The organism is Dietzia maris (assembly GCF_036287335.1).
Lineage (GTDB): Bacteria > Actinomycetota > Actinomycetes > Mycobacteriales > Mycobacteriaceae > Dietzia > Dietzia cinnamea.
Genome location: NZ_CP143053.1, coordinates 2073878 through 2100613, shown reverse-complemented (window position 1 = coordinate 2100613; position 26736 = coordinate 2073878). Strand labels below are relative to the sequence as shown.

19 protein-coding genes and 1 tRNA gene are annotated in these 26736 nt (G+C 72.2%); 17 read left to right on the top strand and 3 right to left on the bottom strand.

What is annotated here, in order from left to right; translation table 11 throughout:
* Positions 1 to 22 precede the first annotated feature (22 nt).
* Complete coding sequence (locus tag VYL96_RS09655) at positions 23 to 1975, top strand: DEAD/DEAH box helicase (protein ID WP_061227653.1); 1953 nt, start codon at positions 23 to 25, stop codon at positions 1973 to 1975.
* A gap of 44 nt (positions 1976 to 2019) precedes the next feature.
* On the opposite strand, the gene VYL96_RS09650 is transcribed toward VYL96_RS09655, so the two are convergent.
* A complete protein-coding gene (locus tag VYL96_RS09650) occupies positions 2020 to 2733 on the bottom strand; it encodes an HNH endonuclease family protein (protein ID WP_082767585.1) in 714 nt (237 codons plus the stop codon).
* A 243-nt stretch (positions 2734 to 2976) separates the two neighbouring features.
* On the opposite strand from VYL96_RS09650, the gene VYL96_RS09645 reads away from it, so the two are divergent.
* The 5 genes from VYL96_RS09645 to VYL96_RS09625 all read left to right on the top strand — a co-directional run bounded on the left by VYL96_RS09645 (position 2977) and on the right by VYL96_RS09625 (position 11106).
* Positions 2977 to 5934 carry a DEAD/DEAH box helicase gene (locus VYL96_RS09645; RefSeq protein ID WP_061916050.1) on the top strand — a complete coding sequence of 986 codons (2958 nt, stop codon included), beginning with the start codon at positions 2977 to 2979 and terminating at the stop codon, positions 5932 to 5934.
* Complete coding sequence (locus VYL96_RS09640; RefSeq protein WP_061227654.1) at positions 5931 to 6683, top strand: hypothetical protein; 753 nt, start codon at positions 5931 to 5933, stop codon at positions 6681 to 6683. Before VYL96_RS09645 ends, VYL96_RS09640 begins: the two co-directional genes overlap by 4 nt.
* Positions 6684 to 6732: 49 nt before the next feature.
* The gene (locus tag VYL96_RS09635) at positions 6733 to 7920 is read left to right on the top strand and encodes a metallophosphoesterase family protein (RefSeq protein ID WP_061227655.1); all 1188 of its coding nucleotides are present in this window, start codon (positions 6733 to 6735) and stop codon (positions 7918 to 7920) included.
* Complete coding sequence (locus tag VYL96_RS09630) at positions 7917 to 10550, top strand: AAA family ATPase (protein ID WP_061916042.1); 2634 nt, start codon at positions 7917 to 7919, stop codon at positions 10548 to 10550. Before VYL96_RS09635 ends, VYL96_RS09630 begins: the two co-directional genes overlap by 4 nt.
* Positions 10551 to 10626: 76 nt before the next feature.
* Entirely contained in the window at positions 10627 to 11106 is a 480-nt protein-coding gene (locus VYL96_RS09625; RefSeq protein WP_063935426.1) for a MarR family winged helix-turn-helix transcriptional regulator, read from the top strand.
* Positions 11107 to 11254: 148 nt separating this feature from the next.
* On the opposite strand, the gene VYL96_RS09620 is transcribed toward VYL96_RS09625, so the two are convergent.
* Positions 11255 to 11327 (bottom strand) — tRNA-Arg (locus VYL96_RS09620).
* A gap of 187 nt (positions 11328 to 11514) precedes the next feature.
* On the opposite strand from VYL96_RS09620, the gene argS reads away from it, so the two are divergent.
* From argS to thrB, 5 genes are read left to right on the top strand one after another with little or no spacing between them, the layout of a single operon-like run.
* Positions 11515 to 13167 (top strand): arginine--tRNA ligase, encoded by a 1653-nt coding sequence (gene argS, locus VYL96_RS09615; RefSeq protein WP_061227658.1) that lies wholly within the window; start codon positions 11515 to 11517, stop codon positions 13165 to 13167.
* Entirely contained in the window at positions 13164 to 14582 is a 1419-nt protein-coding gene (lysA, locus tag VYL96_RS09610; protein ID WP_061916039.1) for a diaminopimelate decarboxylase, read from the top strand. Before argS ends, lysA begins: the two co-directional genes overlap by 4 nt.
* Positions 14579 to 15931 (top strand): homoserine dehydrogenase, encoded by a 1353-nt coding sequence (locus VYL96_RS09605; RefSeq protein WP_061916036.1) that lies wholly within the window; start codon positions 14579 to 14581, stop codon positions 15929 to 15931. Before lysA ends, VYL96_RS09605 begins: the two co-directional genes overlap by 4 nt.
* Complete coding sequence (thrC, locus tag VYL96_RS09600) at positions 15928 to 17010, top strand: threonine synthase (RefSeq protein WP_061227661.1); 1083 nt, start codon at positions 15928 to 15930, stop codon at positions 17008 to 17010. Before VYL96_RS09605 ends, thrC begins: the two co-directional genes overlap by 4 nt.
* Positions 17007 to 17969 carry a homoserine kinase gene (gene thrB, locus VYL96_RS09595; RefSeq protein ID WP_007628485.1) on the top strand — a complete coding sequence of 321 codons (963 nt, stop codon included), beginning with the start codon at positions 17007 to 17009 and terminating at the stop codon, positions 17967 to 17969. Before thrC ends, thrB begins: the two co-directional genes overlap by 4 nt.
* Positions 17970 to 17975: 6 nt before the next feature.
* On the opposite strand, the gene VYL96_RS09590 is transcribed toward thrB, so the two are convergent.
* A complete protein-coding gene (locus VYL96_RS09590) occupies positions 17976 to 19628 on the bottom strand; it encodes a long-chain-fatty-acid--CoA ligase (RefSeq protein ID WP_232303098.1) in 1653 nt (550 codons plus the stop codon).
* A gap of 432 nt (positions 19629 to 20060) precedes the next feature.
* On the opposite strand from VYL96_RS09590, the gene rho reads away from it, so the two are divergent.
* Genes rho through VYL96_RS09560 form a run of 6 tightly spaced genes read left to right on the top strand, consistent with a single transcriptional unit; the run spans position 20061 to position 26552 of the window.
* Positions 20061 to 22202: a transcription termination factor Rho gene (gene rho / locus VYL96_RS09585; protein WP_082767588.1), complete on the top strand. Its 2142-nt coding sequence runs from the start codon at positions 20061 to 20063 to the stop codon at positions 22200 to 22202.
* Entirely contained in the window at positions 22199 to 23284 is a 1086-nt protein-coding gene (gene prfA, locus VYL96_RS09580; protein WP_061227663.1) for a peptide chain release factor 1, read from the top strand. Before rho ends, prfA begins: the two co-directional genes overlap by 4 nt.
* A 22-nt stretch (positions 23285 to 23306) precedes the next feature.
* Positions 23307 to 24281 (top strand): peptide chain release factor N(5)-glutamine methyltransferase, encoded by a 975-nt coding sequence (gene prmC / locus VYL96_RS09575; protein ID WP_061916034.1) that lies wholly within the window; start codon positions 23307 to 23309, stop codon positions 24279 to 24281.
* Positions 24278 to 24931 (top strand): L-threonylcarbamoyladenylate synthase, encoded by a 654-nt coding sequence (locus tag VYL96_RS09570; protein WP_007627629.1) that lies wholly within the window; start codon positions 24278 to 24280, stop codon positions 24929 to 24931. Before prmC ends, VYL96_RS09570 begins: the two co-directional genes overlap by 4 nt.
* A gap of 3 nt (positions 24932 to 24934) precedes the next feature.
* Positions 24935 to 26095: a glycosyltransferase family 4 protein gene (locus VYL96_RS09565; protein WP_061916031.1), complete on the top strand. Its 1161-nt coding sequence runs from the start codon at positions 24935 to 24937 to the stop codon at positions 26093 to 26095.
* A gap of 10 nt (positions 26096 to 26105) precedes the next feature.
* A complete protein-coding gene (locus VYL96_RS09560) occupies positions 26106 to 26552 on the top strand; it encodes a Cg1360 family ATP-synthase-associated protein (protein WP_007627626.1) in 447 nt (148 codons plus the stop codon).
* The last annotated feature ends 184 nt before the right edge of the window (positions 26553 to 26736 follow it).

The following is a 26736-nucleotide window of genomic DNA, read 5'->3' as shown; positions in this document are numbered from 1 at the left end:
AGGCCGTAGCATGTAAGGCCTCATGGACAACAACGACGAGGACCGTACCGCCACCGCCGGCGACGAGGTCGACACCGACGCCAGCACTCCCGAAACGCCCGTAGCCGCGCCCGCCGGAGCCCGCGACGACGCCCCCCACGACGAGGCTCCCGCCGAGGACGCCGCGGTCACCTTCGCGGACATGGGGCTCGCGCCCGCCGTCGCGAAGGCGGTCCGGGACGTCGGCTACGAGGTGCCGTCCGCCATCCAGGCGGCCACCATCCCGCTCGTCCTCGAGGGACGGGACGTCGTCGGGCTCGCCCAGACCGGTACCGGCAAGACGGCCGCGTTCGCGCTGCCCATCCTCTCGCTGATCGACCCGTCGGTGAAGAGCCCCCAGGCCCTCATCCTGGCGCCGACCCGCGAGCTCGCGCTCCAGGTCGCCGAGGCGTGCGTCACCTATTCCGCGGGCATGCCCCAGGTGAACGTCCTGCCCATCTACGGCGGTCAGGCCTACGGTATCCAGCTCTCGGGTCTCCGGCGGGGCGCGCAGATCATCGTCGGCACCCCCGGGCGGGTCATCGACCATCTCAAGAAGGGCACGCTTGATCTTTCCGGCCTGCGGCACCTCGTCCTCGACGAGGCGGACGAAATGCTCGCGATGGGCTTCCAGGAGGACGTCGAGCGAATCCTCTCGGACACTCCGGAGAGCACCCAGGTCGCGCTGTTCTCGGCCACGATGCCGTCCGCGATCCGACGCATCTCGCAGAAGTACCTCACCGATCCCACCGAGGTGAAGGTCGCCTCGAAGACGTCGACGGCGCCGACCATCCAGCAGCGCTACGTCCTGGTCAACCACCGTGACAAGCTCGACGCCCTGACCCGCATCCTCGAGGTCGAGGACTTCGACGCGATGATCATGTTCGTCCGGACCAAGTCGGCGACGGAGGAACTCGCCGAGCGGCTGCGCGCACGTGGCTTCTCCGCCGCCCCGATCAACGGCGACATCCCCCAGAATCTCCGCGAGCGCACCATCGAGGCGCTCAAGGACGGGCGTACCGACATCCTCGTCGCGACCGACGTCGCCGCCCGCGGCCTCGACGTGCCGCGTATCAGCCACGTCGTCAACTACGACATCCCGCACGACACCGAGTCGTACATCCACCGCATCGGCCGCACGGGTCGCGCCGGCCGGAGCGGGCACGCACTGCTGTTCGTCACCCCCCGCGAGCGTCGACTGCTGTCCCAGATCGAGCGCGCGACCCGGCAGCCGCTCACGGAGATCCAGCTGCCCAGCGTCGACGACGTCAACGAGATGCGGATGGCCAAGTTCGCGCAGTCGATCACCGAGAGCCTCGACGACCCCAACATCGCGCTGTTCCGCCGGCTCGTGGAGGAGTACGCGTCCGAGCACTCGGTCTCGATGGCCGACATCGCGGCCGCACTGGCCACCCAGTCCCGCAACTCGGACGAGTTCCTCATGCGTGAGCCCGAGCGTCCCCAGCGGCGTGAGCGGCAGGACGACCGCGGGGGCGACCGTCGCGACCGTCCCGCGCGGAACTTCTCCGACGGGCCGCGGCCGTCGCGCTCGGGCAGGGACATGGCCCAGTACCGGATCGCGGTGGGCAAGCGGAACAACGTCAAGCCCGGTTCCATCATGGGTGCGTTGGCCAACGAGGCCGGCCTCAGCGGGGGCGACATCGGGCGTATCTCGATCCGCTTCGATCACTCGATCGTGGAACTGCCCGCCGGCCTTCCCTCGGATCAGCTCGAGTCCATGAAGGGCATCCGCGTCGGCGGCGCTGAGATCGACATCCGCCCCGACAGCGGTGCGCCGGCGGGGCGGCCCTCCTCGTTCCGGGACGACCGCGGCGGGAAGCCGCGCGGGGGCGGCCACCGGCGCGACGACCGGCGTGGTTTCCGCCGAGGGGACGACGACCGTCGCGGCGGCGGAGGGTTCCGCGGGCGTTCCGGGGGCGGGCAGGACCGCTACTGACACGGATTCCCGCGGGGAGTCCGTGTCGACACCGGCCTGCCGCCTCACCGCCCGGCCGGACACCGGCGGGCGGCGTCGGCGAGCGCCGCGTGATCTGCCTTCGTCACGGGTAGCCCGTAGACCGTCGCCGCCGTGAGGTACCGGGACGCGTAGAAGCAGTGACGGGCCGGGTCCGGCGGGAGCCAGTCGGCCGGGGTGGAATCGCTCTTCCCGGTGTTGACCGCGGCGGTGACGGCCAGCAGATTGTGGTCGACATCGTTGGCGAAGGCGGCACGCTGGCTCGAGGGCCAGGCCGACGCGCCGAGGTCCCACGCCGCCGACAGTGGGTACACGTGGTCGATGTGGATCCCGCGGAGCCCGGTGACGCCCACGTCGACGGTCCTCCCGGTGTACGGGTCGACGAGGACGCCACCGGCCCGCTCGCATGGCGAGCCGGGTACCGGGGTCCCCCCGCGCAGGTCACGCGCCAGGACGTCGTGGCGGGTCGAGCACCCGTTGCCCGACCCTGGCGCCTCGGTCGTGTCACTCCAGGCGGGCCCGAACACGCAGGCGGATGCACCGCTGCACTCGCGGTCGTATCCGGGCACCGGCTCGCGGGCGTCCACCACGCGCACCGTCTCGAGCAGAGCCAGGACCGACTGCCTCGGCGGGCTACCGGGCGCCGAGTCGGGCGGCTGGCCGAGGCGGGCGACGACGATCGCCGCCACGACGACCGCCGACGCGAGCGCCAGTGCCCGCGGTGCGAGGGGCGGGACCACCCTCGCGCGTGCCGTGGTGCGCCGTCGCCGCGGCGGCCACGGGCCCGCCGCCGCCCGCGCCGACGACCACTGCCGCACTCTCCGGATCACGGACCGATCCTGACACCGACCCCGGGGCCCGCCGCCCGCGCACGAGGTTGCGGCGGTCGGCCTGTGGAGAGGGACGGCCCTGTGGAGCACCCGCGCGTCGTCTCGGGGGCGTGCGCCCGGAGCCGTGTCGGACCGGCGTGCTTACATGTGGGCGTGACCCCGACGCCAGCCCCCCGCCTCCACGCCGTGTGGCAGTCAGGGGTCATCGGCCTGTGGTGCGAGACGGGCCTGCGCCGGCCCGGTTCGATTGCCCCCGCGTCGTCGGTGACCGCGGTCGGGAGGGCCGGGGCCCCGCGGGACGTAGTGGAGTTGCTCGGCGGGTTCTCGCTCACCCACCGGATCGCGGTGCGGGTGCCCCTCGAGGGTCGGGTCCGTCCGGCGACCGTCCCGGGGATCCGCGTCTCGGTGGCCACGGCGGTGGACCTGTGCGGGATGACGGACGTCGCCGAACACTGGGTCGGCCCGGGGCTACGGGCGCTCGCGGCGCTCTCCGCCGGTGTGGCGGCCTTCGTCCGCGCCGGCCACGTCGTTCCGACGATGTCGCGGTCGGACGGCGCGTGGAACGCCTCGTGGGCGCTCGCGGCCTCGCCCGTCGTGTCGGCGTGGGCCGCGGAGAGTCTGAGCCGGTGCCACGGTCTGGTGTCGGACCGCGAGGATCTCGACCGGCTGCTCGCGGCGCTGGCGGATCAGCACGCCCGGATGGCCCTCGCGCCGCTGGCCGCCGACCGGCGCAGCGTGCTGGGCTCGGCCCTGATCGTCGGTGGAGAGGTGACCTCGGGTGGCCACGCGCTGGCCGAGGCGATCGGGGAGTTCGGACGCGCGGCGGCGGCGAGAGACGTCGAGGTGGTCTTCCGCGTGGTGGAGCCGTCCGGGGAGGCGGACGTCGACGGTGACGGCGTCGGTGATGCCGACCGGGACGGAGTCGGTGATGCCGGGCGGGGCGCCGAGCCCGGGGCGGGCGTCCACGGGGACGAGAGGACCGGTGGTGCCGTCGACGCGGAGGTTCTGTGGCGGCTGGAGGTCTTGGTGCGCACGGGCACGGACACCTTGCGCCCGTTCTCCGACCTGCCGGACACGACCGCGGTCGGCGACGCCGTCCGCGATGTCGTCGACCGCGCGGTGCGCTGCTGGCCGCCACTGGGACGCGCCGTACCGGCGCTCGACGGCCAGGACCTCCTCCTCCCCACCGAGCTGGTGGTGCAGCTCGTCGACGAGGGGGTCGAGGCGCTGCGCGGGCGGGGCGTCGAGGTGCTCCTGCCACGGGCGTGGACCAGGGTGCGGACCGCCGTGCGCGTCACCGTCGCGGAACCCGGCACGGAGAACGTCGACTCCGGTCGCCGCCTGGGGCTGGACCAGCTGGCGGACGTCAACTGGGAGATGGTGGTCGACGACGTCCCCCTCGACGCCACCGAGGTCCGGATGCTCCTGGACGCTGCCTCGGACCTCGTCAAGCTCCGCGGTCAGTGGGTCCGTGCGGATCCGGGGGCGCTCCGGCGCGCGGCCCGCTTCCTCGCGGCCAGGCGTGGCGGGCGGGTCACCGCACCGGCTCTCGCCGCCGCGATGATGTCCGAGGAGGCGGAGGGCGTCGAGATCGAGGCGCCCACGACCCTCGACTGGATCCCCTCGTCGTCGTCGATGCCCGTCGACCTCCCGGCGTGGTTCGTCGCCACCCTCCGTCCCTACCAGCTCGAGGGCGTGCGCTGGCTGACGTCGCTCGCCCGCGCGGGTGTCGGCGCCGTCCTGGCCGACGACATGGGGCTCGGCAAGACCATGCAGGTTCTCGCTCTCACCGCCTCCGAGCACGCCCGGGGCGTGCTCGGCCCCACCCTCGTGGTGGCGCCTCTCACCCTGGTCGCCACCTGGGCGCGCGAGGCAGCGACCTTCGCCCCGGAGCTGACGGTGCGCGTCCACCACGGCCCCTCACGTGAGCGGGGCGACGACGCGGCCGGGCGGCTCGGTGCCGCCGACCTCGTCCTCACGTCGTATGGCACCGCTTCGCGTGACGCCGAGCTCCTCGCCGCGGTGCCGTGGCGCCGACTCGTCGCCGACGAGGCCCAGACCATCAAGAACCCCTCCACCTCGGTCGCCCGCGCGATCGTCTCGATCCCGGCGGAGCACCGTATCGCCCTTACGGGCACGCCGGTCGAGAACCGGCTGGACGAGCTGCGGGCGGTACTCGACTTCGCCAACCCGGGTCTGCTCGGGTCGGCGAGCACGTTCCGCGCGCGTTTCGCGGTGCCCATCGAATCGCACCGCGACGAGGCCGCGGCCTCGCGGCTGCGGGCCCTGGCCGCGCCGTTCGTGCTGCGTCGCCTCAAATCGGATCCCAGGGTGGTCGCCGACCTGCCGGACAAGCTGCACATCCGGGTCGACGCGCCACTGACCCGCGAGCAGGCGACCCTGTACCAGGCGGTCGTCGAGGACATGATGGAGCAGGTCAAGGAGTCGGAGGGGACCGCGCGCAAAGGCGCGATCCTCGCCGGGCTCACCGCGCTCAAGCAGGTGTGCAACCACCCCGCCCACTACCTCGGGGACGGGTCCGCGCTCCTGCGCGGCGGCCGCCATCGCTCAGGAAAGCTCGCCGCCCTCGATGAGGTCCTCACGGAGATCCTGGACGCGGGCGAGAAGGTCCTCCTGTTCACGCAGTACCGCGCGTTCGGGGACCTCATCCTGCCCCTGCTCGAGCGACGGGCGGCCAGCTCGGTGCCGTTCCTCCACGGTGGCGTCACGGCGGCCGGTCGGGCGCAGATGGTCGAGGAGTTCCAGAGCGCGCAGGGACCGCCGGTGATGCTGGCGTCGCTGCGCGCGGGCGGGACGGGTCTGACGCTGACGGAGGCCAATCACGTCGTGCACCTGGACCGGTGGTGGAACCCGGCGGTGGAGAACCAGGCGACCGACCGTGTGCACCGGATCGGTCAGACGCGGCGGGTCCAGGTCCGCACTCTCGTCGCGCCCGGGACGGTCGAGGACCGCATCGACGAACTGCTCGAGGCCAAGCGGGACCTCGCCGAGCTGACGTTGGGCCCGCTCGCGGGCGCGCTGACCGAGCTCGCCGACGCCGATCTCGCCGCGCTGGTGGAGCTCACCGACGAGGGGCGGGACGAGGAATGAACGGCGGCAAGGGCATCCGCGCGAGGGCGCGCGCGGGCGCGTTCGGCGGGCACATGTGGAGCCGGCGGTGGACGAGCGACCTCGAATCCGGGGTCACCCGCGGCGAGGCGTACCTCGCGCGGAAGGCCGCGCGCGCCGACAGGGTGCTCTCGCTGGAGCACGCGGGCCGGTCCGTGCGCTGCGACGTCGACGGCAGCCGACCCGAGCCGTTCACCGTCGAGTTCACCTTCGCCCCCCTCGACTCCGCGGACTCGGACGCGCTCCGCACCGCCCTGAGACGCGAGGAGGGCGGTGTGCTCGGAGCGCTCGCGGGGAACTTCTCCGACACCGTCGGGTTCCTCCTCCTCCCGGCGGTCCACGGCGACACCGCCTACTCCTGCCGGTGCCCCGTCCAGCCCGGGCCGTGCCTGCACGTATTGGCGGCCGCGTACATCATGGTCGAGTGGTGGGACGCCAGGCCGGACGTCATGTTCGCGCTGCGGGGCCTGAGCGCCGAGCACCTCGGCGCCGTTCTGAGGGGAGGTGACGACGACGAGGTGTCCGTCGACGTCGAGGAGGCGCTGTGGGGGACCGAGCCGGTCCTGCCGACGGTGCCGTCCCCGGAGCCGGCCGGACTCGAGGACCTCCTGGACGCGCCCGTGACCCGCAGACTGGCCGCCGCGACGACCAACGACCCCCTCGAGCAGCTGCGGGTCGTGGCCGATCTGGAGGACTTCCTCGACGCGTTCGGCAGGGACCGACCGCGGTGAGCGGGCCCGCGTCGGCCGTCGTTTCGGACCGGCGTCCTACGATGCGGCCATGACCACCCCACGGGACGGCGAGACGATCCGATTCCTGCATTCCGCCGACTGGCAGCTCGGCATGACGCGGCGATTCCTCGGAGACGAGTCGCAGGCCGTCTACACCGCCGACCGGCTGGCCGCCGTGGAGGCGCTCGGCACGCTTGCGGCCGAACACGGGGCGCAGTTCATCGTGGTGGCCGGCGACGCCTTCGAGGACAACGCGGTGCCGCGCTCGGTCGTCCTGCGCGCGGTCGAGGCCTTGGCGGCGTTCCCGGTGCCGGTGCTGGTGCTTCCCGGCAACCACGATCCGCTGGACGTGTCGTCGGTGTTCCGGTGCAGGGACTTCGCGCCGGCGGTCGAGGGCGGCGGCGTCGTCGTGCTCGACGGCACCGGACCGGTCGAGGTCGTGCCCGGCGTCGAGGTCGTGGGCGTCCCGTGGACGTCCAAGCGGCCGGATCCCTCCCGACTGCCGGCGTTGCTGGACTCCCTGGAGCCGACGGACGGTCTGCGTGTCCTGGTCGCCCACGGGGGGACGGACGAGATCTACGGAGGTCACTCGCCGTCGGTGGAGGCGATCGCGGTCGCCTCCCTGGAGGAGGCCATCGGGTCGGGTCGGCTGGACTACGTCGCGCTCGGCGACCGGCATTCGGTGACCAGGGTGGGCTCCGGTGAACGGATCTGGTTCTCGGGCAGCCCCGAGACCACCGACTTCGACGATGTGGAGACCGACTCGGGCCACGCCCTGCTCGTCGAACTCTCCCGGGCCGCGACCTCGTCGCAGCGGGGCGCCTGCACGGTCACGCCGCTGCGGACGGGACGATGGTCGTTCCACGCGGTCGACGCCCGGATCGACACGGACGCCGATCTCGACGCCCTGGCGGAGCGGATCGAGGCGATGGACGACAAGCCGCGGACGGTGCTCAAACTCGGACTCACGGGCACGGTCGGGGTCGCTCTCCGGGCGCGGATCGACGACCTGCTGGAGACGTGGGACGCGCTGTTCGCCGCCGCCTATCTGAGACAGTCCCGGACCCATCTGGTCGTCCGGGCCGAGGACACGGACTTCACGGACCTGGTCGACGGGTACGCGGGCCGCGCGGTCGCGGATCTCGTCGCAATGGCCGGGTCCGGCGGGGCCGAGGCCGAGGACGCGGGCCACGCCCTCAGTCTGCTGTACCGACTCGTGGACGGAGGAACGCGATGATCCTGCACCGACTCATGCTCGAGGACTTCCGAGGGGTGGTCCGCGAGGAGGTCGAACTGGAACCGCGCGGCGTCCTGGTGATCGAGGGGCCGAACGAATCGGGCAAGACCAGCCTCATGGACGCCCTGGAGATGCTCCTCGAGCACAAAGCGTCGTCCGGCCGCGCGGAGATCAAGGCCGCGAGCCCCGTGGGCAGGGACGTGCCGGTGGTGGTGGAGGCCGAGTTCACGGTCGACGGGCAGCGGATGCGGTACCGCAAGGAGTTCGTCCGCGGAAAGCGGACGTCACTCGAGTTCGCGGGTTCCACGCGCCCGGCGCTGAGCGGTGACGACGCCCACGACCACGTCCGCGACCTGCTGGACCGCCAGGTGGACCGGTCGCTGTGGAAGGCTCTGCGGATCGCGCAGGACGAACCACTGGGTCAGGTGGACGCGGCCAAGGGGATGGGCTCTCTGCGCCGCGCCCTGGACGCCGCCGCGGGCGGAGAGGACCCCACGGGTGACGACTCGCTGATGGACCGCGTCGCGGAGGAGCGCAACCGCTACCTGACGGCCCGCCGCGGCGAGCCGACCGGCGAGCTCGCGCGTTCGGAGACGCGGCTCGCCGAGGCCCGCGCCGCCCTGTCCGAGGCGCGGGCACGCCACGCCGAGCTCGACGCCGCGGTAACCGATCACGAGGCTCAGGCGTCCGTCCACCGGGCGCGGCAGGAGTCGCTGACCACGCTGCGCGCGGAGGTCGACAGGCTGGAGGCCGCCGGCCGCGTGGTGGACGAGCTGCGCCGTGCCCGTGCGGCCGCCGACGCCGAACTCGACCGCGCCGTGGCCGCGCACGACGCCGCGTCCGGCGCGCTGCGGGAGCGGCGGGCACTCATCGCGAGGGCCGAGGACGAGCAACGCCGGCACGACGACCTGTCTGCGGCCACGGCAGTGGCCGCAGAGCGGATGGCGCCGGCGCAGGCCCGGGCCGACCGCGCCCGCGCCGAACTGGAGGCAGCCGAGGAACGCGTGTCCCGTGCCCGGGCTCGACTCGACGCCGTCCGGGCGGAGGAGGAACGGGCGCGGAGGCGTGCTGATCTGGAGGGGATCGAGCGCCTGCTGCGGACGCTGGAGACGCTCGGCGAGGAGTTGCGGGGCAAGGAGGCCGACCTGGCCGCGATCGCGGTTCCCGACGGCGCCGTCGAAGCCTGTCGCCGTGCCGAGGACGCGCTCCGGCAGGCCGTCGCCCGGAGTGCGGCCAGCGCGCCCAGGGTGGAGATCGCCGGTGAGGGCGACGTCCGCGTGGCGGGGGAGAGCCTCGATGCGGGGACGGGGTGGACCCGCGACATCGTCGAGGAGACGGTCTTCGAGGTGGGCACGGTCTCCCTCACGGTCGTCCCCGCGGGCGACACGGAGGCGGTCAGGCGGGAGGAGAACGCCGCCCGCGCCGAACGTGACCGGCTCCTCGCCGACCTCGGCGTCGACTCCGTCGAGGAGGCGGATCTGCGTGCACGACGCGCCGAGGGCCTCCGGGCCGAGGTCGCCGCGTTGAGGCGTCGGCGGGCGGACCTGCTCGGCGCCGACACCCCGCAGGATCTCGAGGACCGGCGCGCCGACCTGCGGGCCCTGCTGGCAGACGCGCCGGAACCGGCGGCCGAGGAGGAAGGCGGGCCGGCGGCACCCGACGCCGACGGGGCCGGGGACCCGGCGGAGGAGACCGCGAACGCGGAACAGGCGCTCGCACGATGCCGGGCCGACGACCGCGCCGCGGATGTCGAGGCCGCGACCCTCAGGACCGAGCACGCGACCAAGGCGGCGTTGGCCGCCGAGGCCGCCGGACGGCTCGGCGAGTGCAGAGACGCGCTCAGCGCCGCGAGGGAGGCGGTCTCCGACCGGGACCTGGAGGAGGCTGAGGCGGAGACACGCGAGCACGCACAGTCGGCGCGGGATAAGGCGCAGCAGGCCAGGGCCGCGCTCGAGGACGCGCTCGCCGATGCACCGCCGGACCTGCTCGAGAACGCGCGGGCCTCACTCGCCACACTCGCGGCGGAGGAACGCGACTCCGCCGCGGCGGTGGCCACGGCGCTCGGTCGGGTCAACGCGATCGGCGACCAGGGACGGCTCGAGGCGGTCGCCACTGCGGAGCGCGAGCTGAACGCGGCGGAGCGGGAGAACGCCGCCCTCTGGCGTCGGGCCCGCGCGGCGGACCTACTCCACCGAACGCTCGTCGCCCGGCGCTCCGAGGCGTTGCTCGCCTATCAGGAGCCGTTCCACCGTGCGGTCGTCGAACTGGGGTCGCTCGTCTACGGGCGGGACTTCGACGTCCGGCTCGGTGAGGACCTGACGATCCTGTCCCGGCGGATCGGAGATGTCACAGTGGATTACGAGTCACTGTCCGGTGGAGCGCGGGAGCAGTTGGCGGTGATCGTCCGGATCGCGTGTGCGCGTCTTGTCGGGGACGACGGCGTCCCGGTGTTCCTCGACGACACCATGGGTTACACCGACCCGACACGCAGGCTCACCATGGGAGCGGTCATCGCCGCGGCCGCGGCGACCTCACAGGTGATCGTGCTCACGTGCGACCGGGCGCGCTTCGCCGGCATCGGTGGGGCCCGGACGCACGTGATGCAGCGATCGGGTGCGTCCAACGGGTGAACGCGGACTGATCGAGTGCGGGTGGCGGGGTAGAGCCTGGACACTCGGCGAAGGAACGTCGTGCTGTAATAGTCACATGAGTCAAACACGCTGGTTGAGCGACGATGAGCAGCGCATGTGGCGGCGGTACCGCGACGCCAATCAACTGCTCGAGCTCGCGATGGAACGGCAACTCCAGCGTGACGCCTCGATGTCCCAGTCCGACTACTCGGTACTCGTGAGCCTCAGCGAGGGCAGCGAGCAGGGTTTGCGTGCTCGTGAACTCGGCGCAGCGCTGGGCTGGGACCGCAGCCGGGTCTCCCACCAGGTCCGTCGGATGGAGGGGCGCGGCCTGGTCTCCAAGGGCGAGTGCCCCGAGGACGGTCGCGGCACCGTCGTCACCCTGACCGAGGCCGGCGCCCAGGCGATCGCCGCCGTGGCCCCCAAGCACGTGGAGAAGGTCCGCGAGTTGTTCATCGACGAGCTCACGCCCGACGAGGTCGGAATCCTCACCGACATCTTCGAAAGGGTCGTGCAGCGCGTCGGGAAGGTAGACGGCATCACCTTGCCGCGGTGACGCCACGGTGACGCCGCGGCAGGGCGCTCATCAGGTGCGCCGCCCACCGGCCCGGCGATTGCCGCGTTGCTCCCGGCGCCCGCCCCGGATAAGTGACAAGCCCTCTCCCTGTCCTGCGTCTGTGCAGGCGGGAGAGGGCTTTCCGTCGTGCCCCCGAAGGGAATCGAACCCCTGACCTTTGGTACCGGAAACCAACGCTCTATCCCCTGAGCTACGAGGGCGGGATACCGACCCGCATGGGCCGGAGGCTGTCTCGTGGACCCGCGTGGCGGATCCGGTCGAACAGCGAGACTGATCGTAGCACCGGGCCCGGGCGGACACCGCATCGGGTGTCCTCCGGCCGGGCGACCGGCGTGCCCACGGGCTCCGATTCCCGGCTCGACGTGCCGACATCTAGGATGGGCAGACGTGACTCCCGCCGACCTCGCCGCCGTCATCCGCGCCGCCCTCATCGCCGTTCTCACCGAGCGCGGCGCCGACACGTCGGTCGTTCCGGAGACGGTGACCGTCGAGCGGCCCCGCAACCCCGAACACGGCGACTACGCGACCAATGTCGCGCTGCAGCTGGCCAAGAAGATCGGGTCCGCACCGCGGGACCTCGCACAGGCGCTCGCGGACGCGTTGGCGCAGGATCCGGGCATCGCATCGGCGGAGATCGCCGGTCCCGGTTTCCTCAACATCCGGCTCGACTCCGGTGCGCAGGGCTCGCTCGTCGCCACCGTGCTCGAGAAGGGGGAGCGGTACGGCTACGGCGACGCGATGGCCGGCCGACGGGTCAATCTCGAGTTCGTCTCCGCGAACCCCACCGGCCCCATCCACCTGGGCGGCACCCGGTGGGCGGCCGTCGGTGACGCGCTCGGCCGCGTCCTGGAGGCCTCCGGAGCCGAGGTCACCCGCGAGTACTACTTCAACGACCACGGTGCCCAGATCGACCGGTTCAGCCGCTCGCTGGCCGCTGCTGCGCGTGGGGAGGAGACCCCGGAGGACGGGTACGCCGGGGCCTACATCCAGGACATCGCCGCGCAGGTGATGACCGCGCATCCGGGTGTCCTCGACATGCCGGAGGACGAGGCGCTGGAGACCTTCCGCGCGGCCGGGGTCGACCTGATGTTCTCCCACATCAAGAACTCGCTCGCCGAGTTCGGCACCGTCTTTGACGTCTATACCCATGAGAACTCCATGTTCACCTCGGGCGCCGTTGACCGGGCGATCGAGACGCTCAAGGGCAACGGCAACCTGTACGAGTCCGAGGGCGCGTGGTGGCTGCGTTCCACCGCGTTCGGGGACGACAAGGACCGTGTCGTCCTCAAGTCCGACGGCGACGCCGCCTACATCGCCGGCGACATCGCCTACTTCCTCGACAAGCGCGAGCGTGGATTCGACCTGTGCATCTACATGCTGGGCGCCGACCATCACGGGTACATCGCACGACTCAAGGCGGCCGCCGCGGCGTTGGGCGACGACCCGGCGACGATCGAGGTGCTCATCGGCCAGATGGTCAACCTCGTGCGCGACGGCGAACCGGTGAAGATGAGCAAGCGGGCGGGCACGGTCATCACGCTCGACGACCTCGTGGACGCGATCGGTGTCGACGCCGCGCGCTACGCGCTGATCCGCTCCTCGGTCGACCAGACCATGGACATCGACCTGAAGCTGTGGACGTCGGCGACCAACGACAATCCCGTCTTCTACGTTCAGTACGCGCACGCCCGTCTGTGTTCGCTCGCGCGTAACGCGGCCGACCTCGGGGTCACCACGGAGGGCGCGGACCTGGCACTGCTGGTCGAGGACCGCGAGGGCGCCCTCATCCGCACCATCGGCGAGTTCCCCCGGGTCGTCGCCAGCGCCGCGGACCTGCGCGAGCCGCACCGCGTCGCGAGGTACCTCGAGGAACTGGCCGGCGCTTACCACCGCTTCTACGACACCTGCCGGGTCCTGCCGATGGGCGACGAGGAGCCCGGGCCCCTGCACGAGGCCCGGCTCGCGCTGAGCTCGGCGACCCGGCAGACGCTGGCCAACGGCCTCCGCCTCATCGGCGTCACCGCCCCGGAGAGAATGTGAGCGCGCATCCCGCGGGCACCCGACACGAGGTCCCGCACGCCCCCGGTATCGCCGAGCGGCCCGCCGACGCCGACGACCTCATGGCGCTGGCCCCGTCGGTCTGGCCGCGGGGCGCACGTCGACGCGACGACGGCGTCGTCGAGATCGCCGGCGTGCCGGTGACCGACCTGGCCGCCGAGTTCGGCACGCCGCTGTTCGTGATCGACGAGGACGACTTCCGGTCGCGCTGCCGCGAGATGGCCGACGCGTTCGGGGGAGCGGATCGCGTGCACTACGCGTCCAAGGCGTTCCTCACCACCGAGACGGCCCGATGGGTCGCCGAGGAGGGACTCAGTCTCGACGTCGCATCGGGGGGCGAGCTGGCCATCGCCCTGCGGGCGGGCTTCCCGCCGGAGCGGATCACCGTGCACGGCAACAACAAGTCGGCCGACGAGCTGCGGTACGCCGTGCGCAGCGGCGTCGCCCACGTGGTGATCGACGCGATGTCGGAGATCGAGCTGCTGGACAGGATCGCCCGCGAGGAGGGTGTGGTCCAGGACGTGTTCATCCGCGTCACCGTCGGCGTCGAGGCCCACACCCACGAGTTCATCGCCACCGCGCACGAGGACCAGAAGTTCGGTTTCTCTCTCGCCGGCGGCGCGGCGATGGAGGCGGTCCGCGCCGTCTTCGCCGCGTCGCACATCCGGCTCACCGGCCTGCACAGCCACATCGGTTCGCAGATCTTCGACATCGACGGCTTCGAGCTCGCGGCCCGCCGGGTCATCGGACTCCTGCGCGACATCGTCGACGAGTTCGGCACGGAACGCACCGCTCAGCTCGATCACCTCGACCTCGGCGGAGGACTGGGGATCAGCTACGTCCCCTCGGACGATCCGCCTCCTGTGGCCAGGCTCGCCGCCTCCCTCCGCGAGATCGTCGAGGGCTTCGCGCGTGACGCGCGGCTGACCCCTCCGACCCTGGTCGTCGAGCCCGGCCGCGCCATCGCCGGTCCCGGGACGGTCACCGTGTACGAGGTCGGTGTGGTCAAGGACGTCGACCTCGCCGGGGGCGAGCAGAGGCGGTACATCAGCGTCGACGGCGGCATGAGCGACAACATCCGCACGGCCCTCTACGACGCCGTCTACGACGCCCGGCTCGTGGGGCGCGCCTCGAGCGCCGAGCCGGTCGTGTCCCGGCTCGTCGGCAAGCACTGTGAGAGTGGTGACGTGGTGGTCCGCGACCTGTGGATGCCGGAGGACGCCGGCTCCGGCGACCTGGTGGCCGTCGCGGCCACCGGCGCGTACTGCTACTCCATGTCGAGCCGTTACAACCTGATCGGGCGTCCCGCGGTGGTCGCGGTGCGCGACGGGCGGGCACGACTGATGCTGCGCCGTGAGACCCTGGACGATCTGACGAGCCTGGAGGTGGGACAGTGAGCGACGTAACCGCGTCGGGTGTGCGACCCGTGGGAGTGGCGGTGCTCGGGATGGGCACCGTCGGAACCGAGGTCATCCGCTACATGACCGAGAACTCCGAGGCGTTGGCTGCCCGCATCGGGGCACCCCTGGCCCTGCGCGGCGTCGCCGTCCGCGACCTGACCAAAGACCGCGGGCTGGACCCAGATCTGCTCACCGCGGACCCGGCGTCGCTCGTCTCGCGCGAGGACGTCGACATCGTCGTCGAGCTCATGGGCGGCATCGACCTCCCACGTCCGCTCCTGCTCGAGGCGCTGCGCCACGGTAAGGCCGTGGTGACCGCGAACAAGGCGCTGCTCGCCGAGTACACCGACGAGCTGGCCGAGGCCGCGGACTCGACGCACACCGACCTGTACTTCGAGGCGGCCGTCGCCGGCGCGATCCCCGTCATCGGACCCCTGCGTCGGTCGATGGCCGGCGATCAGGTCGAGCGCGTGGTGGGCATCGTCAACGGCACCACCAACTACATCCTGTCGGAGATGGGCTCGACCGGCGCGGACTACTCGGAGACGCTCGCCGAGGCCTCCCGGCTGGGCTACGCCGAAGCCGACCCGACCGCGGACGTCGAGGGCTACGACGCGGCGGCCAAGGCCGCCATCCTCGCCTCGATCGCCTTCCACAGCCGCGTGACCGCCGGGGACGTCTACCGCGAGGGCATCTCGCGCATCTCGCCCGACGATTTCGAGTCCGCGCGTGACATGGACTGCACCATCAAGTTGCTGGCGATCTGCGAGAAGCTGCGTCAGAGCGACGGCTCGGAGGCCGTCTCGGCGCGCGTGTACCCGGCCCTGCTACCGAACAGCCACCCGCTGGCGGCGGTCAACGGCGCGTTCAACGCGGTCGTGGTGGAGGCCCAGGCGGCCGGTCGCCTCATGTTCTACGGTCAGGGCGCGGGCGGCGCGCCCACGGCGTCCGCCGTACTCGGTGACATGGTCGCGGCCGCACGCAACAAGGCCGGCGCGGGCCGTGCGCCCGGGGAGTCGACGTACGCCGCCCTGCCGGTGGCGAACATGGACGAGATCTCGACCCGGTACCACGTGCGCATGCGCGTCGCGGACAAGCCGGGTGTGCTCGCGCAGGTGGCCACCGAGTTCTCCACGCACGGGGTCTCGATCGCCCAGGTCCGGCAGACCGAGGTCGAGGTGCCCGACGCCGAGGCCGAGGACGTCGAGCCGACCGCCGAGATCACCGTCCTGACGCACCTGGCCACCGAGCGCGCTCTGGCGGACACCGTCGCCGCGCTGTCGGACCAGGACGCGGTCACCGCCATCACCAGCGTCATCCGTCTCGAGGGAGTGGACACCGAATGAGCAACACCCACCAGCCCGTGCACCGCCGGTGGCCCGGCCTCATCGAGGCCTACCGCGATCGCCTGCCGATCGGTTCCGACTGGGAGCCGGTGACGCTGTACGAGGGTGGCACCCCGCTCATCCACGCCACCCATCTGTCCGCGGTGACCGGGTGCGAGGTGTACCTCAAGGTCGAGGGCCTCAACCCGACCGGTTCGTTCAAGGATCGCGGCATGACCATGGCGGTCACGGACGCGAAGGCACGGGGCCAGAAGGCGGTGCTGTGCGCGTCGACGGGTAACACGTCGGCGTCCGCGGCGGCGTACGCGACCCGGGCAGGCATGGGCTGCGCGGTGCTCATCCCGCAGGGCAAGATCGCCGCCGGCAAGCTCGCCCAGGCGGTCATGCACGGCGCGACCATCATCCAGGTGGACGGCAACTTCGACGACTGCCTGGAGTTGGCGCGCAAGACCACCGCCACCTACGCGGAGATCGGGCTCGTCAACTCCGTGAACCCGGTGCGTATCGAGGGGCAGAAGACCGCGGCGTTCGAGATCGTCGACGTCCTCGGCCGGGCGCCCGACCTGCACTTCCTGCCCGTCGGCAACGCGGGCAACATCACCGCGTACTGGAAGGGCTACACCGAGTACAACGCCGACGGCGTCATCTCGTCCCGGCCGCGGATGATGGGTGTGCAGGCCGCGGGTGCGGCACCGCTCGTCGACGGCGCGCCGGTCAAGGATCCGGAGACCATCGCCACCGCCATCCGGATCGGCGCCCCGGCGTCGTGGGACGGGGCCGTGGCGGCGCGGGATGAGTCCGGCGGGACGTTCCGCAAGCGCACGGATGAGCAGATCCTCGAGGCGTACCGCACGGTCGCCGGCAAGGACGGCGTCTACGTCGAGCCCGCCTCGGCCGCGTCGGTGGCGGGCCTGCTCGACGCGCACGCGAACGGCGAGCTCGAGGCCGGGCAGACCATCGTGTGCACGGTGACCGGTAACGGTCTCAAGGACCCGGACACGGCGCTGCTGGGCATGCCCGAGGTCGAGCCCGTGCCGGTGGACCCCTCCGCGGTGGCCGGCGCTCTCGGTCTGCAGTGAGCGCCGTGGACGGTTCCGGCCCGGAGGTCTTCGGCAGTTCAGGCGGGCGCATCCTGCCCGTCGGCCGGACGGTGACGATCGAGGTCCCCGCCTCGAGCGCGAACCTCGGGCCAGGGTTCGACGCGCTCGGTGTCGCGCTCGGCCTGTACGACACCATTACGGTGACCGTCATCGCCTCGGGTCTCGAGCTCGAGGTCTCGGGGGAGGGCGCCGGCCAGGTGCCGGAGGACGCCTCGCACCTGGTGGCCAAGGCCGTCGAGGCGGGTCTCCGGGCGGGCGGTGTCGGAGCGCCGGGCGTCCGGATCTCGTGCTCCAACTCCATCCCGCACTCGCGCGGTCTCGGATCGTCGGCCTCGGCCGCGGTCGGGGGACTGGTGGCGGCGAACGGACTGATGGACGGTGCGCTGTCCACCGACCATCTCGTGCAGCTGGCGAGTGAGTTCGAGGGTCACCCGGACAACGCCGCCGCGAGTGTCCTGGGCGGCGTCGTGGTCTCGTGGACCGAGCGGTCGTCCGACGGCGTCCACTACCGGGCCGTGCGCATGGAGGTCGACCCGTCGATCGTGGCGACCGTGCTGGTGCCGTCGGAGACGTCCTCGACCGCCCAGACCCGGGGCCTGCTGCCGGCGACCGTCCCACACGAGGACGCGGCGTTCAACGCGAGCCGCGCTGCGCTCATGTCGGTCGCCCTGGCCTCCCACCCCGAGCACCTGCTGGCCGCGACGGAGGACCGGCTGCACCAGTCGTACCGCGCGCCGGCCCTGGTCGGCACCACCGAGTGGGTCACCCGGCTCCGCGAGCGCGGGCTGGCCGCGACGGTTTCCGGTGCGGGCCCGACCGTGTTGGTGCTCGGCACCGGCGCGCTCCCCTCGGATCTGCGGGAACTGGCCGAGCGGCAGGGGTGGACGGTCCGGGACCTGGAGATCGCGGACGGCGCCCGCGTCGTGGCGGCCGGCTGACCGGCGTCAGCGCGGCGCGATCGTCGTGACCTGGTATTCGCCCGCGGCGTGGCGGGCGCGGATCCGGATCTTGTCGAACTTCCCGACGGTGGTCTGGGGGATGTTGTCGACGAACGCCCAGTGATCGGGGCGTTTCCACGGCTCGACGAGCCCGTCGAGCCCGTCCCACAGCGAGCGGGCGGTCGCGGTGGCGCCGGCCTTGAGACGCACCAGCACGAGGGGCCGGTTTCCCCAGCGCTCGTCGGGCACGCCGACGACGGCGACCTCCGCGACCCGGTCGTCGCGCAGCACCGCGTGCTCGAGTTCGACGGTGGAGATCAGCTCGCCGCCGGAGGCGATGATGTCGTCGACCCGGTCGACCACGTCGAGGTAGCCCCTCGACGAGATGGTGCCCACGTCGCCGGTGCGGAGCCATCCGTCGACGAACCGGTCGGACGCCTCGTCCCCGAGGTATCCGGCGGTGACCCACGGTCCGCGGATCTGGAGTTCGCCGGCGGACCACCCGTCGTTCGGCTGGACTCGGTCGCCGTCTACGAGGCGCGCCTCGACGCCGGCGGGGAACCTGCCCTGGCCGAGCATCTGTGCGCGTCGGTAGGTGGCCGACGAGTGCGGGTCCGGGCGCGCGAACGCGGCGATCGGGCTGGATTCGGTGAGGCCGTAAGCCTGCATGATCGTGACGCCGTGGCGCTTGACGAACGCGTCGAACAGCGCCTCGGGCACGGGGGAGCCGCCGACGAGGACCTCGCTGAGGTGGCCGACCTGCTGGGGGTTCGTCTCGAGGCGCTGGAGGAGTCGTTGGAGGGTGGCGGGTGTGGTCGCCATCTTGTTGGGTCGGTAGGTGGCGAGAAGTCCGGCGACGTCTGCGCCGGTGCTCATGACCTTCCCCGGGCGCGGCCTGGCGGTGATGATGCCCGCGCCGGACATGAACGCCGCGTAGGGGAGTCCCCACGCCATGACGTGGTACATGGGGATGGTGGTCAGGACGGTGTCGCCGCTGCGTAGCGCCGCGCTCTCGGCCATGCACATCTGCATGGAGTGGAGCCAGATGGACCGGTGGGTGTAGGCGACGCCCTTGGAGGCGCCTGTGGTGCCCGAGGTGTAGGCGATGGCCGCCGCGGAGCGTTCGTCGAGTTCGGGCCACGGGTAGGTGGTGGGTTGCCCGTCGAGGAGGGCCTCGAGGGCGTGGACCTCGGCGCGCATGTCGCCGGGGGCGGAGGGGACGGCGGCGTCGACGACGACGAGGTGGCGCAGTGTCTCGACCTGTGCGGCCACGGCGTACGCCGAGGGGAGCAGTTCGGGATCGACCACGACGACCTCGACCCGGTTGTCCCTCAGGACGGAGAGGATGAAGTCCTCCGAACGGTGGATGTTCACGGGGAATGCGACGGCGCCCATGGCGGGCAGCGCGAACATGAGCTCGACGACCTCCGTGCGGGCGCCGGAGAGAATGCCCACCACGTCGCCGGGGCGCACGTCGAGGCCGGCGAGCGCGTGTGCGGTGGCGGCGGCCCGCGAGGCTACGACGTCGAAGCGGACGGGCCGTGGCTCCAGATCTCCGACGAATCCGGTGACGGTGGAACCGCCGTGTCGTTCGGCGGCGTGCTCGAGTATGCGGGAGACGAGCAACGGCGTGTCCGCCATGGTTCCGAACACGGTCACCTCCACCTCGTGCGCCCTTCGGTGTGGTGTACGTTACCGGCCCGGGAGACCGCCCCCTCGCGCCGGTCGCGACCCGCGTGAGGGGGATGTGCACGAGATCGGCATCCGGGTAGTATGCTGTACCTCAGTCACGGGCGCTCGGTCGTCCCCGCGTCCCGAGTCATCCCACTTCCATTCCCGCCGCTACAGGTCGGTACGACGTGGGTCGGTCTCGGTCGGAGCGGCCGATCGGCGAGTGACGTACAGGGATCCCCCGCATCGGGCGGTTCTCCCCTCGCGTGGATCCCCCTCAGACGAAAGATCCGTGCCCGGCCATTGTGCCGGTGCGGAAGGCCCACGTGGCCACCCCGGGACGCCGAGTCCGCTTCCCGGACACCTGCTCGATGCGAGGCGGAACACACCGCCCCGGCCCCGGGCCCAGAAAGGATCCTTGTGACCTCGACGGACACCACTTCCACCCCTCCCCAGGGTGCCGCGCTGTCGGCGATGCGACTGCCCGAGCTCAAGGCACTGGCGCAGCAGATGGGCCTCAAGGGCCTGTCGGGTAAGCGCAAGGGCGACCTCGTCGCGATGATCGAAGGCGCGCGAGGCGGCCGCCCCGCTCAGTCCGACGCACCGCGCCGTGCCGAGACCCCGCGCGAGGCAGAGACCCCGCGCCAGGCAGAGGCCCCGCGCGAGGCAGAGGCCACGAGCCGGGCCGACGCGCCGGAGCAGGCGGACGTGCCCCGCCGCGAGGAGCCGCAGGCGCCGTCCGAGTCCCCCTCGGCAGATGGAGCGGCACCGTCGACCGGCACGGGTCGCCGGGGACGCGGCAACCGCGCGGACACCGCGGGGGAGAAGGCGCGCAACGGCGGCGACGGCGGCGACTCCGCACCGGCGGGCGACGAGGGCGGCTCCCAGGGCGACGGACGGGCCCAGGGCGAGCGGTCGCGCCGCGAGGACGGCAACCGCGCTGGTCAGAGGCAGGGACGCGGGCAGCAGAACCGCGACCAGGACACCCGTGACCAGCAGGGCGGCCGCAACGACCGCGGCAACCAGGGCGGCCGGAACAGCCAGGGTGGCCGCAACGACCAGGACGGCCAGGGCAACCGGAACGGCCAGGGCAACCGGAACGACCAGGGCGGCCGGAACAACCAGGACGGCCAGGGCAACCGGAACGACCAGGGTGGCCGCAACAACCAGGACGGCCAGGGCAACCGGTCCGACCAGGGCAGCCAGGACGGCGGCGACAACGGCCCCCGTGGCGACGGCCAGAACCGCGACGACGACGGCGGGGGCCGCGGTCGCCGTGGTCGCCGCCGCCGCGAGCGCAATCGTGGCGGCAACCGCCCGGCCGAGGGTGAGACCGAGGTGCGGGAGGACGACGTCCTCCAGCCGGTCGCCGGCATCCTCGACGTCCTCGACAACTACGCGTTCGTCCGCACCTCCGGCTACCTCGCCGGCAACAACGACGTCTACGTGTCGATGAACATGATCCGTCGCTACGGGCTGCGTCGCGGTGACGCGATCACCGGCGCGGTCAAGATGCCCCGGGACGGGCAGTCCGACGGTCAGCACGACGGTCCGGGCGGTGGCCAGGGTGGCGGCCGCGGTGGCGGACAGGGCGGGAAGAACCGGGCGAAGTTCAATCCGCTCGCCCGCATCGACACGGTCAACGGCAGCCCGGCGGACCAGGCCCGCCAGCGTCCGGAGTTCTCCAAGCTCACTCCGCTGTACCCCAACCAGCGGCTGCGGCTCGAGACGGAGAAGAACATCATCTCCACCCGCGTGATCGACCTGATCATGCCGATCGGCAAGGGGCAGCGCGCCCTCATCGTGTCGCCGCCGAAGGCCGGTAAGACCACGATCCTGCAGAACATCGCCAACGCGATCGCCACGAACAACCCTGAATGCCACCTCATGGTCGTCCTCGTAGACGAGCGACCGGAGGAGGTCACCGACATGCAGAGGTCGGTCAAGGGCGAGGTCATCGCCTCGACCTTCGACCGTCCGCCGTCCGACCACACGCAGGTCGCCGAGCTCGCGATCGAGCGTGCGAAGCGGCTGGTGGAGCTGGGCCAGGACGTCGTCGTCCTCCTCGACTCGATCACGCGTCTCGGTCGCGCCTACAACAACTCGTCCCCGGCCTCGGGGCGCATCCTGTCCGGTGGTGTCGACTCGACCGCCCTATACCCGCCCAAGCGGTTCCTCGGCGCGGCACGCAACATCGAGAACGGCGGGTCCCTGACGATCATCGCGACCGCGATGGTCGAGACCGGCTCGGCCGGTGACACCGTGATCTTCGAGGAGTTCAAGGGCACCGGCAACGCCGAGCTCAAGCTGGACCGTCGGATCGCCGAGCGCCGGGTCTTCCCCGCCGTCGACGTCGGCCCCTCGGGCACCCGCAAGGAGGAGCTGCTCATGAGCCCCGAGGAGGCGGGCATCATGCACAAGCTCCGCCGGGTGCTCTCGGGTCTGGACACCCACCAGGCCATCGACCTGCTCATGTCGCAGCTGCGCAAGACCAACACCAACTACGAGTTCCTGTTGCAGGTGGCCAAGACGACGCCCACGCTGCCGCAGGACGAGGAGTGACCCAGGGCGCGGGACGGTCGCCGTCCTCGATCGACGACGTCCTGTCCGAGTACGGGGGCCTCGAGGCGCAGCTGTCCGACCCGACGTTGCACGAGGACGCGGCCGCCGCGCGCCGGGTCGGCAAGAGGTTCGCCGAGTTGACCCCGATCGTGCAGTGTCACCGCGCGCTGGTCTCAACCCGCGACGACGCCGCCGCGGCCCGCGAGCTCGCGGGGGACGACTCGTCGTTCGCCGAGGAAGCCGACCGTCTCGACGCCGAGGCCGCCGAGCTCGAGGCACGACTGGCGGATCTCCTGGCGCCCCGCGACCCGCACGACGCCGACGACGTGGTCATGGAGATCAAGTCCGGCGAGGGCGGTGAGGAGTCCGCGCTGTTCGCAGCCGACCTGGCCCGCATGTACACGCGGTACGCCGAGAAGCACGGGTGGATCGTCGAGGTCCTCGGCGTCACCGAGTCCGACCTCGGCGGCTACAAGGACGCGTCGTTCTCCATCCGCTCCCGCCAGCCGTCGCGCGACGGGGTCTGGTCGCGGCTGAAGTTCGAGGGTGGCGTGCACCGCGTTCAGCGGGTGCCCGTCACCGAGTCGCAGGGACGTGTCCACACCTCGGCCGCCGGGGTGCTGGTCTTCCCGGAGCCGGAGGACGTCGGCCCCGTGGAGATCGACGAGTCGGATCTGCGGATCGACGTCTACCGCTCGTCCGGCAAGGGCGGGCAGGGCGTCAACACCACGGACTCCGCAGTGCGCATCACCCACCTGCCCACCGGCACGGTCGTCACGTGTCAGAACGAGCGCAGTCAGTTGCAGAACAAGCAACGCGCCCTCCAGGTGCTCGCCGCGCGGCTCCAGGCCGCGGCGGAGGAGGCCGCCGGAGCGGAGGCAGCGGAGGGCCGGGCCAGCCAGGTCCGCACCGTCGACCGCTCGGAGCGCATCCGCACCTACAACTACCCGGAGAACCGCATCGCCGACCACCGGGTCGGGTTCAAGGCCCACAATCTCGACGCCGTGCTTGACGGCGACCTCGACGCGGTGCTCGACGCCCTCGCCGCCGAGGAGCGCCGTCGCCGCATGGAACAGGCCTAGCCCGTGGAAGGCTGCTGACGTCGTGGATCCCCGCCCCGCCCCGGCCGCCGAGGTGGTGCGCTCGGCCACCCGGACGCTACAGGCGGCCGGTGTCGACTCGGCACACGTCGAGGCGCAGCTCATCTGCGCCCACGTCCTCGGCATCGACCGCGGCCGACTCATGATCGCCGATGACCTCGACGCCACGGCGGTGGCCGAGGTCGAGCGCATCGTGGCCGCCCGCGCGCGGAATCGGACGCCCCTGCAGTACCTGCTGGGCCGTGCGGCCTCGGGTCGGCTCGACCTGGCCGTGGGGCCCGGCGTGTTCATCCCGCGCCCGGAGACCGAACTGCTCGTCGAGTGGACCCTCGCCGCGCTGCCCGCGCCCGCTCCCGCGCCCGGACCCGGACCGGTGGTGGTAGACCTCTGCGCCGGCAGCGGCACGATCGCGTTGGAGATCGCCCACGCCCGGCCGGATGCAAGCGTGCACGCCGTCGAACTGCACGACGCGGCCCTCGAGTGGCTCCGCCGCAACGCGGACGAGCGGGCGGCGGCGGGGGACACCCCCGTCGAGGTCCACCACGCCGACGCCACCGATCCCGAGACCCTCGCGCACCTGCGGGGCCGGGTCGCGGCCGTCGTGTCCAACCCGCCGTACATCCCCGTGACCGACGACCTACCCGCCGAGGTCCTCGCGCACGAGCCGGCCACCGCGCTGTTCGGGGGAGGGGACGGCCTCGTCGTCGTCGTCCCCCTCGTCGACCTCGCGGCCGCGCTCCTCGCGCCCGACGGCCTCCTCGCCGTCGAGCACGACGACACGACCGGCGACGCGGTCGCCGCGGTGGTCTCCGCGGAGGGGGGTTTCGGTACCGTGGAGCAGCACACCGACCTCGCCGGTCGGCCGCGGTTCGTCACCGCGAGGCGACTCGACGCGCGCCGCGGCACCGTCGGCGACCACGGTGACACCCACGACGACGACGAGGTCGTCACGAGCGCCCGGAAGGGGACCACCAGGTGACCATCACCTACGACTGCACCGAGGACACCGGCCGCGAGGTCGGCCTCAGCTCCGCGGCCGGCGCCCTGCGCGCGGGCAGGCTGGTCGTCACCCCCACCGACACGCTCTACGGCATCGCCGCCGACGCCTTCGACCCCGACGCCGTCAACCTGCTGCTGTCGGCCAAGCACCGCGGCCCCGACATGCCCGTCCCCGTCCTGGTCGGATCGTGGGAGACCATCGACGGCCTCGTCGTGAGCACGCCCGCCCCCGCCCGCGACCTCATCCGCGCCTTCTGGCCCGGCGGGCTGAGCCTCATCGTCCACCAGGCGCCGTCGCTGAACTGGAACCTCGGGCACACCCGCGGCACCGTCATGCTGCGCATGCCGCTGCATCCGGTGGCCATCGAGCTCCTCCGGGAGGTCGGCCCGCTCGCGGTGTCCAGCGCCAACGTCTCCGGACAGCCGCCGGCGACGACCGTCGCCCAGGCGCGCGAGCAGCTCGGCGACTCCGTCGCCGTGTACCTCGACGGCGGTCCCTGCGCGATCGGGGCCCCGTCGACGATCGTCGACATCACCGGGGCCGCGCCGCGCATCGTGCGAGAGGGCGCAGTGACCGCGGAGCGCGTCGGAGAGGTCCTCGGCATCGACCCCGCGGCCCTGCGCGGCTGAGCCGTGGGCATCGGGATCCCGTTCCGGGAGCTCCTGCTCATCGGTGTCACCGCCGGCCTCGTCACCTTCGTCGTGACCGGGCTGGTCAGGGGAGTGGCGCCCGCGATCGGCGGGTTGGCGTACCCCCGTGAGCGCGACGTGCACGTCGTGCCCACCCCCCGGCTGGGCGGGGTCGGCATCTTCACGGGGATGCTCGTCGCCGTCTACCTCGCCGCCCAGCTCCCCGCCCTCAACAGGGCGTTCCCGCCCTTCGCGCCCGACGTCGAGGCCACCATCATCGCCGGAGGCGTGATCGTGCTGGTGGGGATCGTCGACGACATCCTCGGCCTCGGTGCCGTCACCAAACTCGCCGGTCAGGCCGCGGCCGCCGGTGTCCTGGTCGCCATGGGCGTGTCGTGGACCCTCGTGTACCTGCCGTTCGGCGACGGCAACATCCTCGTCCTGGATCAGCTGCAGGCCGGGCTGCTCACCGTCGTCTTCACGCTGGCGATCGTCAACGCGATGAACTTCGTCGACGGGCTCGACGGGCTCGCCGCCGGACTCGGCGCGATCGCCGCGCTCGCCATCTGCGTGTTCTCCGTGGGGATCATGCTCGACCAGGGCGGAACGGTAGGCGCCTATCCGCCGGCGCTCGTCACCGCCGTGCTCGCGGGCGCGCTCCTCGGCTTCCTGCCCCACAACTTCCAGCCCGCGCGCATCTTCATGGGCGACTCCGGGTCGATGCTCATCGGGTTGGTGCTCGCCGCGGCCTCCACCAGCGCGTCCGGGAAGATCTCGCAGAGCCTGTACGGGCCGCAGGAGATGATCGTGCTGCTCTCGCCGGTGATCGTCGTGGCCGCGGCGATGTTCGTGCCCGTCCTGGACCTCGTCATGGCGGTCGTCCGCCGCGTCGGGGCGGGGCGCAGCCCGTTCGCGCCCGACAAAATGCACCTCCACCACCGCCTCCTCGCGTTGGGGCACTCCCACCGCCGTGTCGCCCTCGTGATCTACGCGTGGGTCTCGCTCATCGCCTTCGGCGCCGTGGGCGCGACGATGCTGCCCACCGAGGTGATCGTGCCGCTCGTCGCCGCCGGTCTGCTCTCCGTGCTGGCCGCGACCCTGGTGCCGCGCCTCCGCAGCTCCCGGGCGCAACACCACGCGGGAGGCGGGACCGCATCCGGCTAGGCTGCACGGCATGACTGATGCGCCCGCACCCGACGACCGTCCCGCCGAGAGCCCGCACACCGCCGCGTTGCGCAAGGCGGTCCGGTTCGGCGTCCTGGCCCTGGCTGTACTCGCCGTCATCAGCGCGATCGTCTGGGCGCTCGTCGACGGTCTGCCCGGGTTGTGGGGCGCCCTGATGGGCGCCGGGATCGGCGGGGCGTTCGTCCTCGCCACCGCGATCGTCGTCATCGCCACCGCGCGCTCCGCGCCGCAGACCACCGCAGCGGTCGTGCTGGGCACGTGGCTCCTCAAGCTCCTGGTGGCGATGGGCGTGGTCGCCGCCCTCGCGCAGTTCGATTTCTACTCGCACACGGCCTTCGGCGTGACGATCATCGTCGCACTGGTCGTGGTGCTCGCGGGGGAGACGTGGGCCGTGCTCAAGGCCCGGACGCCGTACGTCGAACCCACCGTCCCCTGAGGGGTGCCCCTGCCGTCACGGACCGAGACCGGGGTGTTACTCTTTACGACGGTGAGACGAGCACGTCACCGGGCTGCCACGTGGCCTGACGACGTTCGCGCGCTGACCCGATCCGGCCGCGAACTCCGGGCCGCTCATACCGAACGCGCTGGGGCGCCCGTCGCCCGACACGACCAGGGGAGAA